The organism is Tessaracoccus palaemonis, assembly GCF_019316905.1.
Taxonomy (GTDB): domain Bacteria; phylum Actinomycetota; class Actinomycetes; order Propionibacteriales; family Propionibacteriaceae; genus Arachnia; species Arachnia palaemonis.
In genome coordinates this window covers 1014969-1026692 of the sequence record NZ_CP079216.1, presented here as the reverse complement: position 1 = coordinate 1026692, position 11724 = coordinate 1014969, and the positions used below count along the sequence as shown (strand labels likewise).

Here is an 11724-nt window from a genome sequence, read left to right as displayed (position 1 = left end):
TGCTTAGGAGGAGGCCGAACGACCAACGTGCCCTGCCGCAGATGACGTGTCATCTCGCCGGACTGTCGGTGGTAACGGGCAAGATAGTGCTCCAAGGTTGGGGTGCTGGCAGGAGGGGCAAGTGACTCAGACTAAAGGCAAGATGATCGACGACAGCACGCTCAACGGCGCGACTGGCATCGGACTGATTGCTCTACGTGCCGGTCAGATGAAGCAGGTCTGGCACGAGCGTCACATCGACCCCGGCATCGACGGCACGATCGAACTCCGCGACCCGTCCACCGGCGAGATGACCGACCAGCACATCTTCGTCCAGTCCAAGGCTTACGCCCGGTTCGCCGGCGAGACGCAAGAGAAGTTCCACTTCACTTGCGACCCACGCGACCTCGACTATTGGCTCAAGGCGAGTAGTCCGGTCATCGTCGTGTGCTCTCACCCGGACACGGAGGAGGCTTGGTGGGCTCACGTGCAATCCTGGTTCGCCGAACCGGCCCGCCGCGCGTCGCGGCGGATCGACATCGACAAGGCGACCCAGAAGTTCGACGCCAGTGCGGTTGAGGCCCTGTTCGCCATAGCCGACCCGCACGCAAAGGCGCACACCCCTGGGCCTGTAGAAAAGAAGGAGACTCTGGTCAGCAACTTGCTGCCCGTTGAGTTCCCTCCCGTCTACTACACCGCCCAGGTTCCCACCGGACTCAGGGTCCGCGACGTCTACGCAGAGCAGCGCAGGACCAAGCATGAGGTTCGTTCTGACTTCTTCCTCAGCCACGGGCGAATCTACACCTGGGCGCCGATCGCCGGGACCGCACTGGCACGAGTCGCCGATACTGCTGCCAACCAGACGCCGGTGGGTGAACTCATCGACGGCGGACCCGATGCCCAGCACCTGTTTGTGCGGCTGCTGAACGCAGGCCTGCAGCACGACCTGCGAGACGTGACCCGCTGGAGCGGGGATCGCAAACTGCTCTACTACAAGGCCACGGAAGACCTCTCTGAACGGCAGGTACGCAGTGCCAGCGGCCGCAAGCGGCTGGCGTTCAAGGGCTACTCCCAGCGCAAGGACACCCCGACCCTGAAGGGCTACTACCGGCACGCGGGGCTGCGGTGGCAGTTCATTGAGATCGGTGGCGCATGGTTCTGCGAACTCAACCCCGACTACTTCTTCACCAGCGACGGCTACAAGGAGTCGCCCTTCGCCGACGAGCGGTTGGCGAAGATGAAGCGCATCGACCGCCACCGCGCCGTCCTGGGAGAGACCGAACTCTGGGCTGGACTTCTTCGCGGCGACCGGGCAGAGGACGAGGAGAACCTGCTTGGCGCCACCCAGGACCGACTCCTGACCTTCGATGATCTGGTCACCTTTGCCGTCGACCGCGGCATCAACGACAAGGCCTGGAAGACCCCGACCGGTGGCGAGAACGATGCTGACCAGTTGCCGTTCGACTTCGGAGAGGACGAGGGATGAAGGTAACCGTTCTCGACGAGCCGGTCCTGGAGTTCGCCTACGGCGGCCGGCACACCGACCCGCGTCACGGCATCGACTTCTTCGGACCCGCCGACCTGCTCGATTCGCCCGTCGCGGTGATCAGGATCGGCATCGTCGGCACCCAAGAGTCCATCGATGGGACCAGGCGATGGCTCGACAAGTGCCGCAGCGAGATCGCCGCGAAGCAGAGCCCGCTCGGCGCCCTCTACCTGCCCTTTCCCGGCTTCAGCGCCGAACGCACCTTTCACTCGGTCATCGAGACCAACCCGCGATTTGAGCGTGCGATCCGTAAGCGCGATCTGGACGCGCTCGACGGTACCAACCCACTGACCGCGACCAGGAAAGCTGTGGACCTCTACGTACGCGAACTCGTAGTCCTTGATGAGGAACGCACCTGCGACGTGGTCCTGGTCTGTCGCCCGGACAATCTCATTGACACCGGATCCCTTCCGTCACGTCGCCCCACCGCTGACGGCGCAAATGGCGAACCATCGGGTCCGCTGCCGGTCGGGCAGGGTGACTTCCACTCGCTGCTTAAGGCTGCTGCGCTCCGCTTCCGACAGCCCACCCAGATCATTCGCCGTTCAACTTGGGATCCCGGCTTCAGAGAACCGAAGCAATCCCAGGTTCGAGCCAAGCAGGACGAGGCCACCAGGGCGTGGAATCTGCACACGGCGCTCTACTACAAGGCCGGAGGCGTGCCGTGGCGTCTGCCCCGATCCTCGGGCAGCAAGGCAAGTTGCTACGTCGGCGTCTCCTTCTACCGCGGCAGTGACCAGAACCGATTGGAGACCAGCGTGGCCCAGATCTTCAACCAACTCGGCGATGGCGTGATCGTCCGCGGGGCACCCGCTCAGGTCTCGCACGAGGACAAACAGCCGCACCTGTCCGAGGAAGATGCCCATGAACTACTCAGTGAGGCATTGAAGCGCTACCGGATCGAACACAGCCAGAATCCCGCACGGTTGGTCCTGCACAAGACGTCCTCGTTCACCCCGCAGGAGGCGGCCGGATTCTATGGCGCCGCCGACGAGCACGATATCCCGGCCCTCGAACTGGTGTGGATCACTCGCTCGGACAGCGCTCGACTCTTCCGGCGCGGCGAGCAGCCGCCGCTCCGGGGCAGCCTGCTCTCCCTCGACGACAAACGGCATGTCCTCTACACCAAGGGCTCCACGCCGTTTTACAAGGTCTACAATGGCCCCTACATCCCCAAGCCGATCGGGATTCGGCTCCACTCCACCGAGTCGAGCCCGGAGACCCTGGCCTCTGAGATCCTCGCCCTGACGAAGATGAACTGGAACGCCACCAACCTTGATGGTGCCGACCCAATCACTCTACGCACCGCGAACCGCGTCGGCGACATTCTGCGTCACCTCGGCGGTAATAGCACCCCGCAGGGCAGTTACGCCTACTACATGTGAGGCAGCCCGAACTGACCGGCGAGATGCCGAGCAGCTGCCGCCTGAGCGTCGCCAGCGGCCTACTCTTCAGTCCCGACGAGCTGCCACGATCAGATTGCCCACCGTTAGTCAGATACTCACTTCGGGCCTGAGTTCCGTATCCGACGAAGCCGACGAGGAGCAGTCAGATCCTCGCGCTGACGTCCGAGCTTGGAGTGGAACAGGCTGTGACGCTCGACCTTACCGACGCTGCGACGATGCGAACCGCCGGCTCTGCAACCAGGCGTTCTTCACCGCGATCTATGTCGATGACGACGGCGACCCTCGCGTCACCTACCAGCGGCCCTACGACGCGCTGTGCGATCCTGAGGTTCAGGCGAATGCCCTGAACTGGGCTGCCGAGACACAGAAAAGTGACGAGGTTCAGACCAGAACCGGAGCGGTTCCTCCGGTCAAGGGTTTGAACCTCGCCACATCAGGGTGAGTAACGGGATTTGAACCCGCGACATCCTGGACCACAACCAGGTGCTCTACCACCTGAGCTATACCCACCATGCTGCCCGACAGCGTCAGGCGACTGGGAAACAATAGCGCACCCTGGCGGGGGCTGGGAAATCGAGGGGCGGTCAGGCCTCCTTCGCGACCTCCGCCTCGCCCGTGTTCCCGGTCAGTGCCCCGCGGTGCTTCGCGGCGATGGCGCGCAGCTCGTCGCCCGTGGGGCCGGGCTCCGGCACGAACAGCGCCTCGCGGTAGTAGCGCAGCTCCTCGATCGACTCCTGGATGTCGGCCAGCGCGCGGTGGTTGCCGGTCTTGGCCGGGGCGAGGTGCGTGACCTTCGGATACCAGCGGCGGGCGAGCTCCTTGATGGAGGACACGTCGACGTTGCGGTAGTGCATCCACTCCTCCAGCTCGGGCATGTCGCGGGCGAGGAAGGTGCGGTCGGTGCCGATGGTGTTGCCGGCCAGCGGGGCCCGCTTCGGGGCGGGCACGAAGGTCTTGATGTAGGCCATCACCTGGGCGGTGGCCTCCTCCATGGTGACGCCGTCCTTGAGGTCCTCGAGGAGGCCGGACTTGGTGTGCATGGTGCGGACGAAGTCGCCCATCTGCTCGAGGGCCTCGTCGGTCGGCCTGATCAGAACATCGACGCCGTCGCCGAGCAGGTTCAGTTCACCGTCGGTCACGAGCACCGCGACCTCGATCAACGCGTCGTTGACCAGATCCAGCCCGGTCATCTCGCAGTCGATCCACACCAGCTTTTCACTCATGGCTACAAGATACGTCCGCGCGGGGCAGCCGCGCGACTGAGGCTAGACTGAGCCGCGCCAGCCCCAGTGGCGCAATGGATAGCGCAACGGCCTTCTAATCCGTCGGTTACAGGTTCGAGTCCTGTCTGGGGCGCCGGGCAGGTCACACGGCTGCCGAGTGGGTCGACGTCGTGGCACCCATGAAGATCGACACGCATCCGGCGGCGTTCTCGCAGCGGCCCCAGCAGTCGTCGTCGGCGTTGGGGCACACGCAGCGCTGCGCGGCGACCACCTCACACTCGAAGCACGCCTCGCCCTGGTGCAACCACGACCCACATCCCGGACAACGATCCATCCCTGGACCCTACTTTCCGGAACCCGGTGTGGGGCGGTCGGGGCCGGAGACGCGGCATACTTCCGCCCATGAAGCGCTTCCTGAAAGTGGTGTCCCTGCTGATCGTCGGCGCGTTGATCGGGTTCGGCATCGGCTGGGCGTGGCCCATCCTCAACCGCGAGCCGCTGATGGTCGGGCAGGACGCCGTGGTGGTCGCCGCCGACGAGGCGGAGGTGTCGGTGTCGATGGTCGACGCCTGCGGGAAGGTGCTGGTGATCGAGCCCGCCGACGTGGAGGCGCGTGTCGCGCTGATCCTCTACCCCGGCGGGCTGGTACGCCCGCAGGCCTACGAGTGGCTCGGCCACGCGCTGGCCTCGCGCGGCGTGCGGACGCTCATCCCGGAGATGCCGTTCGACCTCGCGGTGCTCGGCAAGGACCGCGCGACGCAGGTCTCCGACGAGCTGGCGGGCGACCTGCCCGTCGTGATCGGTGGGCACTCGCTCGGCGGAGCCATGGCCGCCTCGTACGCGGCGGAGAACCCCGAGGCACTCGCGGGGCTGGTGCTGCTGGCCGCCTATCCGCCCGACGACGACCTCAGCTCGACGACGCTGCCAGTCCTCTCGCTCTACGGGGAGCACGACGAGGTCGCCGACCTCGACACCGTGCTCGGGGCGGCTGACTCCCTGCCGTCGTCGGCCAGCTTCGTCGAGGTGACGGGATCGGTGCACAGCTTCTTCGGCCGCTACGGGCCCCAGTCCGGCGACGGCGTCCCGACGGTGTCGCGCGCCGACGCGGAGGCCGCCATCGCCGAGGCCGTCGGCGACTTCCTCGACGGCATCGGCATCTGAGCGGCTAGAGGTACAGCCCGGTCCCGCCGTCGACGGCACCCTCGGAGGCGACGGCGTGCATGTCCCGCTCGCGGAGCAGGACGTAGGTGCGGGACTGGAGCTCGACCTCCGCGCGCTCCTCCGGGTCGAACAGGACGCGGTCGTCGACCTCGACGGACCGGACGTTGGGTCCGACGGCGACGACCTTGGCCCAGGTGAGCTTGCGACCCATCTGCACCGTGGCGGGGATGAGGATGCCGCCTCCGGAGCGTCGCTCCGCGGCCCCCGTGTCGGGGTCGACCAACACCCGGTCATTCAGCATGCGGATGGCCAGGGGTGCGTCGATCACCTCTCGATCGCCGCCCTGCGGGCCGCAACGGAGACGGCGCGGCGCTTCGCGACGGAGTTGAGCGTCGCGAAGAACACGACAGCGCCGACCACGGCGCCCCCCACGACCAGCAGCTTCTCGTAGTTCCACTGCCCCCGCTCGTCGCGCAGCGAGGAGGTGGCCGTGTCGAACTCGGCCTTGGCGAACTGCTTGACCTGGGCCACTGATTCCCTGGCGATGTTCTGCGGCTTGATGGCCTCCGCCACCTCGTTGGTCGCGCCGACGAGGCGGGCCCGATTGGCGGCGAGGTCGGCGCGCAGCTGCTGCACGTTCGGATTGGCCATGTGCGTACTCCTTGAGGGTCTGCCCCCAGCCTATAGTCACGGGCCAGCCGCAGCGCCACCAAACGTGCCGACGACCCCGCCGCGAGTCGATACACTTGCCGCCATGACCGCACGACTGACGGCCGGCACCCCGGCCCCCGAGTTCACGCTGCCCGACCAGGACGGCAACGACGTCTCCCTCTCCGATTTCGCCGGCGAGACGGTCATCCTCTACTTCTACCCGGCCGCGATGACGCCTGGCTGCACGACGCAGGCCGTCGACTTCTCCGAGAGCCTCGGCTCCTTCACGGATGCCGGCTACCGCGTGCTCGGGTGCTCCCCCGACCCCGTGGACAAGCTGGCGAAGTTCGCCGAACGCTCCAACCTCGGCTTCACGCTGCTGGCCGACCCCGAGACGACCGTACTGAACGCCTACGGCGCCTGGGGCCCCCGCAAGCTGTACGGCAAGGAGATCGTCGGCGTGCTGCGCTCGACGTTCGTGATCGAGGTCGACGCCGACGGCAAGGGCGTCGTCAAGGTGGCGCAGTACAACGTGAAGGCCACCGGCCACGTGGCCAAGCTCCGCCGCGAGCTCGGTGTCTGACTCCTACCTCACCATCGATGCCGCCCCGGGAGGCGGGGTGGACGTCGAGCTGGAGATCAGGCGGTCCCGGTTCCTGACGCATATGCGGCGCGTCATCTCCGAGGAGGACGCGCGCGCCGTCATCGAAGGGCGGCGGTCCACCTACTTCGACGCCCGCCACCACTGCTCCGCCTTCGTGCTGGGCCCGGACGGGCGCACGGCCCACAGTTCGGACGACGGCGAGCCCGCCGGCACCGCCGGTGTGCCGATGCTGACGGCCCTGAACCGGGTCGGGCTGACGGACGTCGTCGCGGTCGTCACGCGCTACTTCGGCGGCATCAAGCTTGGCGCGGGCGGCCTGGTGCGGGCGTACACGGACGCCGTCGCGCAGGCCGTCGAGGCGGCGGGCACCCGAACGGTCCACCTGTCCACGCTGCTGCGGATCGACGCAGACTTCGCCTCCGCGGGTCAGGTCGAGGACCAGCTGCGCGGCCTGACGCTGCCCTCCGGGGCTCCCGTCACCGTCGACTCGGTCGACTGGACGGACCGCGCGCACATCAGTGTGGCCGTGCCCGCCGGATCCGTCGACGAGCTGCGCGTCGCGCTGGCCACGCTGTCCGCGGGGGCCCTGACCGCCGAGGAGACCGGCTCCCGCTGGGTCGGCTGAGTCAGCGACCCACCACGAAGCCGCCGTCGAGACCGTACGCGCGGTCACCGAACAGGCGCCTGCAGTTCGCAGCCTCGGCCTCCGCGGTGAACCACTCCTCATCCGCGGGGGCTGGGGCTTCCGTCGTCTTCTCCGTGTTCACTGCACTCATGTCTCCATGCTCCGCCGAGCGGAGTAGAATCGCAAAGAAACTTGCCGAACCGGCAAGACGGCGACGGAAGGAGATCCACGATGCTGGAGGAACTCGCACACGTCGGCACACGGCTACGCTCCGTGCGGAAGTCGCGGGGCTGGACCCTGGACGACCTGGCGGACAGGTCGGGGGTCTCGGCGAGCACGCTCTCGAGGCTCGAATCAGGGAAACGCCAGGCCAGCCTCGAGTTGCTGATCCCCATCACCCGACAGCTCGGCATCAAGGTCGACGACCTCATCGCCCAGGACACCCCCGACCCCCGCGTCCGACGACCCGTTATCCGCCGCGACGGCGTGCTCATCGTGCCGTTGTCCCCGGAGTCGTCGGCCGTCCACACCTACAAGATCACCTTCCCACCCGACGGGGAACTGCCGGAACTCCGCACGCACGAGGGCTCCGAGTGGATCTACGTGCTGTCGGGACGGCTCCGCCTGCGCCTCGGCGACCAGGACCTCATCCTCACCCGCGGCGAGGCGGCGGAGTACGACACGCGCATCCCGCACGCGGCGTCGGCGGCCGGGAACAGGCCGGCGCAGGTGATCAGCATCTTCAACGACGAGGGCGCACGCATGCACGTGCGACTGTCGGCCCATCAGGATTAGTTGGCCTTCTGCGCCTGAGCGGGGCACGCAGCTCAGACGAGACCTGCCAGCGTTAGCGCCGCGCTTCATGAAGACAACGGCTTGGCAAGGGCACCGGCTATCTGATCGACCAAACAGCATCGACAGCAAGCACCGCTAGCAACTTCGCCCTAAGTGCGATATCCCTCACCTGGACCTCACTCTTTTCATTGTCGTCAATCCATTTCGATAGCTGATCATCCTTCCAAAGAACGAACCGATTTAGGCCAGCTCGCTTTGCGGCGAGATCACCATCACCCAGATCATTGTTCGCAGCATCAGTCAACAATGCTAGATTTCCGATTGAGTACTCCGGACTTTCTACTTCAGCAGAAGCGAGCTTCTGAGGGCGGATATGCTCAATGGTCCACACACTCAAGTCTTGCCCCAATGGCAACGTCTTATGATGCTGGGCGAGACGCAGCAGGACATAGGAGAGAAATTGCTTACGCGAGCGGCGCTTCTGAGCGTTGTTCAGTCGAACCTTAGGCGCGTAGAACAACTGCTCAAACGACGCTCGGGCTTCCTCAGGCGACGGGAGACTTCCCTCAAGCTTCTCCTGGAACGACTTGATGGCACCCTGCACCGCTTGGCGAGACGAGGCCTCCTCAAGCTCGACTGCGAATCTGTTGTAGCGTCCCCGAGTACCCCCAGTGGACCCACTGTTCGTCAGCGCCGTAAACTGAAAGTGAAAGCTCTCGATAGCGCGGCACGCTGCAATAACGTCCTGCTTTCGCATCAAGCCACTCTTCTCATACTTCCGGACCACTGCAAGGATGGCCGAGTTGGCCACGGAGACATTAAAGAGGGCCAACGCACGAATTGCTTCAACAACTTCGGGAATGCGCAAGGCGCTCTTTGGATCCAGCGCCTGTTTGTCAATGACGAGGCCAACATCATCGAGGTACTGGTAGACAATCGAGTCAAACTCCAACTCTCCGAGGTACTCAAGGTGCCGCTGCGCTGATCCATCGACGAACTCATGGATCTTCTTGTAGAGTTCAGCCTCAGTTACCGCTGGGCGGCGCGAGTTCCACGACTGCCACATGAACTGATCGACATTCACAGTCGACCCATCTTCACCCTGCACTCGATCAGTCAGTTGCTCCCACCGTCTTGAGACGGTCTCCCTGTCCTCCACTTTCGTGGCACTACCTCGCACAAGCAGGTTCTTAACAAGGTCAGCCAGCCGAAGATCAGCCCCTCGCGTATTGAGCGTCTCAAAGATAAGGAACCCGTCTTCCTCAGAGGTCAGTTCCACTTGAATAAGTCGCGCCTTTAGTACATTATCCCGAAGTCCCTGAAGCGTCTTGATGACCTCAGCTAACGAGTTACTATCGACCGCCTCCTGCACCCGGCGCTCAAAGTACTCACGCGCAACACCAATCTGTCGCGCACTACCATTCCATCTCTTGTGCGAAGGGATCGCACTGGGGTTCAGAACCACCTCCTGAAAATTCGGTTCATGACGGGTGAGGACTGGGTGTTGGACCCCGCGGTCATCCTCAATCATGAGATACTTTTGCGTTCGCTCAGCCTGCGCTCTCGCCTGAGAACGCAAGTCTCCCGAACCAATACCATCTTCACTTTCAACAGCAGCAAGAAATGCATCTCGAATGACCGACAGCATGATCGCACTTGTTGTCAAGCGTTGCTGACCATCGATGATCGAATAAGTGTTATTGAACAACTCCCGGGACTCACTCTCCCACGTCACGGTAGACCCAAAGAAGAAGTCTCCCCGCGCCAGAACCACGTCGGCCCAGTAGTCATCCAACTCGTCAATATCCCAACTGTAGGGACGTTGGAAGTTTGGAACGACATACAGACAAGAGACAAAGCACTCCCGGATTGTTCGCGTGGTCGATTTGATCGGGATAGCATCTGAGGTAACTGACGACAAAGTTCTGCTCCTAGCCGCGGTAGACTTACAAAGTATTATGCCAGACAACACCCCGCGCACATCTAGCATCAAGTCGACCCCCGCAAGCGGGGCCCGAAGGAGCTGACCGGGATGGTCGACCTAAGTCGCGATAGCACCGGGAAGACGCGGGCCAGGCTGCTGGATCTGGTGCCTGGCCGATCCGGGAAGGCCTACGCGACCTGGCTCGATGAACGCGGCGACAGCTTCCGCAAGAACGTGCGGCGCCGCGTTGGATCCGTTCGCCGGGTACAAGACCGCGATCGACGACAAACTCGGGGATGCCACCGCGGTGCTGGACGCGCTCCACGTCGTGAAACTCGGCACCGCCGCCATCGACGAGGTCCGCCGCCGCGTCCAGCAGGACACCCTCGGACATCGCGGCCGGACCCGCGACCGCTTTACGGGATCCAGACCATCCTCCGCGCCGGATGGGAGAACCTCACCGACAAGCAGCGGATCCGGCTGACTGCGGGGATCGAGGCCGATCCCGCGCACGACGAGGTGTTCATCGCATGGCAGTGCGCCCAGCAGCCGCGCTCCGCCTCCACCAGAAGGACCTCGCCGAGGGGCGGCGAATCGCGGAGAAGGTCGTCGACACGTTCCACACCTGCCCGATCCCCGAGATCGCCCGCCTCATCCGCACCCTGCGCCGCTGACGCTCAGCATTTCTGGCTTACTTCATCACCGGGCCCGCGAACAACGGCGGCACCGAGGCCGTGAACGGGATCATCGAGCTCCACCGACGCCTCACGAGAGGATTCCGCAACCGGCACAACTACCGGCTCCGCATGCTCCTCGCCGCCGGTGGGCTCACCCCAGACCCCCACCGGATGTCCGAAGAGCCAGTGAAGGGGGCACCCCGACTGGGCGCGTGCGACCGTCACGACCGCCTGGCAGACGTCGAATACCGTTACGACCTGCGCCGCATACTCGAGGCGCTTGTAGATGATGTCTTGACTGCAAGCAGACACACCAGCGGCCCGACTAGGGCTGCGATCCACCGCTAACCGCAGTCGAGACCGTCCGCCCAGGCAGCAGACGTGTCGCACGAGAGGATCACGCACAAGGAGGCAGCCACTCAGTGGCGGCTTCACACCTTGTCAACGCGGTTTCAACGAGTGCCGACGAAGGGACTTGAACCCTCACGCCCGAAGGCACAGGAACCTAAATCCTGCGCGTATACCAATTTCGCCACGTCGGCTCGAAGCGCGCCTAGTCTAGGGCACCGCGCGCGGGGGCGCCGAGCGCGAACCGCTCGACTACCGCGTACTCGCGACCCCGCTGCAGCGATTCGATGAGGCACAGCTCGTCGGCCCGCCACGCCCATCGCGGGAACGAGCCGAGCACCTCCAGCCACCGTGTCGCGTTGAATCCGTGACTGGTGCGGGCCAGGGTCAGATGGCCGACGAAGCGGGCCCCGTCGACCTCGATGCCCGCCCTGGACCCCGCGCGTCGGCACCCGGCCGACAGCGCGGCCAGCTGGTCGTGCCCCGGCCCGACGGCGAGCGCGAGCACCTTCGCCCGGTCGGGTGAGGGGAACGCGACTCCCCCGCTGAGACCGACGTCGAAGGGAGCCGCGTGGGACGCGGCGACCGCCAGATGCTCGACGAGGCTCTCGACGCGCCACAGGTCGACGTCGCCCATGAACGAGGTGGTCACGTGCCAGCCGACGGGCCGGGTCCAGCGCAGCCGCTCGTCGGAGTCGCGGCGCGGCTCCAGCAGGCCGTCGAGATCGCCGACGACCTCGTCGGGCGGCAGCAGGGCCGTGAACATACGTGCTCCCATGCCGTCC

Annotated in this window: 16 protein-coding genes and 3 tRNA genes; 10 read left to right on the top strand and 9 right to left on the bottom strand. The window is 65.0% G+C overall.

Features of this window, described 5'->3' with window-relative positions; translation table 11 throughout:
- Positions 1-121 precede the first annotated feature (121 nt).
- Together KDB89_RS04585 and KDB89_RS04580 are read left to right on the top strand one after the other, a co-directional pair.
- Positions 122-1465, top strand: coding sequence for a DUF4365 domain-containing protein (locus KDB89_RS04585; protein WP_219083681.1), 1344 nt, complete (start codon positions 122-124; stop codon positions 1463-1465).
- On the top strand, positions 1462-2910 hold the full coding sequence (locus KDB89_RS04580; protein ID WP_219083680.1) for an argonaute/piwi family protein: 1449 nt from the start codon (positions 1462-1464) through the stop codon (positions 2908-2910). Before KDB89_RS04585 ends, KDB89_RS04580 begins: the two co-directional genes overlap by 4 nt.
- A gap of 458 nt (positions 2911-3368) precedes the next feature.
- On the opposite strand, the gene KDB89_RS04575 is transcribed toward KDB89_RS04580, so the two are convergent.
- Positions 3369-3441, bottom strand: a tRNA-His gene (locus KDB89_RS04575).
- Between the two features lie 74 nt (positions 3442-3515).
- Positions 3516-4154, bottom strand: a complete 639-nt coding sequence (gene orn / locus KDB89_RS04570) for an oligoribonuclease (RefSeq protein WP_219083679.1) — start codon at positions 4152-4154, stop codon at positions 3516-3518.
- A 60-nt stretch (positions 4155-4214) separates the two neighbouring features.
- On the opposite strand from orn, the gene KDB89_RS04565 reads away from it, so the two are divergent.
- Positions 4215-4287 (top strand) — tRNA-Arg (locus KDB89_RS04565).
- 9 nt (positions 4288-4296) lie between these two features.
- On the opposite strand, the gene KDB89_RS04560 is transcribed toward KDB89_RS04565, so the two are convergent.
- Positions 4297-4488 carry a hypothetical protein gene (locus KDB89_RS04560; RefSeq protein WP_219083678.1) on the bottom strand — a complete coding sequence of 64 codons (192 nt, stop codon included), beginning with the start codon at positions 4486-4488 and terminating at the stop codon, positions 4297-4299.
- A gap of 68 nt (positions 4489-4556) precedes the next feature.
- Here KDB89_RS04560 and KDB89_RS04555 point away from each other — a divergent pair, with 68 nt between their 5' ends.
- Positions 4557-5315, top strand: a complete 759-nt coding sequence (locus KDB89_RS04555) for an alpha/beta fold hydrolase (RefSeq protein ID WP_219083677.1) — start codon at positions 4557-4559, stop codon at positions 5313-5315.
- Positions 5316-5319: 4 nt separating this feature from the next.
- Here KDB89_RS04555 and KDB89_RS04550 read toward each other — a convergent pair whose 3' ends face one another.
- Both KDB89_RS04550 and KDB89_RS04545 read right to left on the bottom strand, forming a co-directional pair.
- Positions 5320-5643: a GroES family chaperonin gene (locus tag KDB89_RS04550; RefSeq protein WP_439654868.1), complete on the bottom strand. Its 324-nt coding sequence runs from the start codon at positions 5641-5643 to the stop codon at positions 5320-5322.
- The gene (locus KDB89_RS04545; RefSeq protein WP_219083676.1) at positions 5640-5966 is read right to left on the bottom strand and encodes a DUF3618 domain-containing protein; all 327 of its coding nucleotides are present in this window, start codon (positions 5964-5966) and stop codon (positions 5640-5642) included. Before KDB89_RS04545 ends, KDB89_RS04550 begins: the two co-directional genes overlap by 4 nt.
- Positions 5967-6069: 103 nt before the next feature.
- On the opposite strand from KDB89_RS04545, the gene bcp reads away from it, so the two are divergent.
- On the top strand, positions 6070-6549 hold the full coding sequence (gene bcp / locus KDB89_RS04540) for a thioredoxin-dependent thiol peroxidase (RefSeq protein ID WP_219083675.1): 480 nt from the start codon (positions 6070-6072) through the stop codon (positions 6547-6549).
- Entirely contained in the window at positions 6542-7195 is a 654-nt protein-coding gene (locus tag KDB89_RS04535) for an IMPACT family protein (protein WP_255556205.1), read from the top strand. The genes bcp and KDB89_RS04535 overlap by 8 nt, the downstream gene beginning before the upstream one ends.
- A 1-nt stretch (position 7196) precedes the next feature.
- Here the strand turns inward: KDB89_RS04535 and KDB89_RS04530 are convergent, their stop codons facing one another.
- Positions 7197-7346, bottom strand: coding sequence for a hypothetical protein (locus KDB89_RS04530; RefSeq protein WP_219083674.1), 150 nt, complete (start codon positions 7344-7346; stop codon positions 7197-7199).
- 80 nt (positions 7347-7426) lie between these two features.
- On the opposite strand from KDB89_RS04530, the gene KDB89_RS04525 reads away from it, so the two are divergent.
- A complete protein-coding gene (locus KDB89_RS04525) occupies positions 7427-7990 on the top strand; it encodes a helix-turn-helix domain-containing protein (protein ID WP_219083673.1) in 564 nt (187 codons plus the stop codon).
- 97 nt (positions 7991-8087) lie between these two features.
- Here the strand turns inward: KDB89_RS04525 and KDB89_RS04520 are convergent, their stop codons facing one another.
- Positions 8088-9911, bottom strand: coding sequence for a DUF262 domain-containing protein (locus KDB89_RS04520; RefSeq protein WP_219083672.1), 1824 nt, complete (start codon positions 9909-9911; stop codon positions 8088-8090).
- A 250-nt stretch (positions 9912-10161) separates the two neighbouring features.
- On the opposite strand from KDB89_RS04520, the gene KDB89_RS04515 reads away from it, so the two are divergent.
- From KDB89_RS04515 to KDB89_RS14740, 3 genes are read left to right on the top strand one after another with little or no spacing between them, the layout of a single operon-like run.
- Complete coding sequence (locus KDB89_RS04515; protein WP_219083671.1) at positions 10162-10398, top strand: transposase; 237 nt, start codon at positions 10162-10164, stop codon at positions 10396-10398.
- A 46-nt stretch (positions 10399-10444) separates the two neighbouring features.
- Positions 10445-10588, top strand: coding sequence for a hypothetical protein (locus tag KDB89_RS04510; RefSeq protein WP_219083670.1), 144 nt, complete (start codon positions 10445-10447; stop codon positions 10586-10588).
- Between the two features lie 12 nt (positions 10589-10600).
- Complete coding sequence (locus KDB89_RS14740) at positions 10601-10939, top strand: transposase (RefSeq protein WP_219084196.1); 339 nt, start codon at positions 10601-10603, stop codon at positions 10937-10939.
- A 112-nt stretch (positions 10940-11051) separates the two neighbouring features.
- Here KDB89_RS14740 and KDB89_RS04500 read toward each other — a convergent pair.
- Together KDB89_RS04500 and thpR are read right to left on the bottom strand one after the other, a co-directional pair.
- Positions 11052-11133: transfer RNA gene (locus KDB89_RS04500), tRNA-Leu, on the bottom strand.
- 11 nt (positions 11134-11144) lie between these two features.
- Complete coding sequence (gene thpR / locus KDB89_RS04495; protein WP_219083669.1) at positions 11145-11717, bottom strand: RNA 2',3'-cyclic phosphodiesterase; 573 nt, start codon at positions 11715-11717, stop codon at positions 11145-11147.
- Positions 11718-11724: the final 7 nt, after the last annotated feature.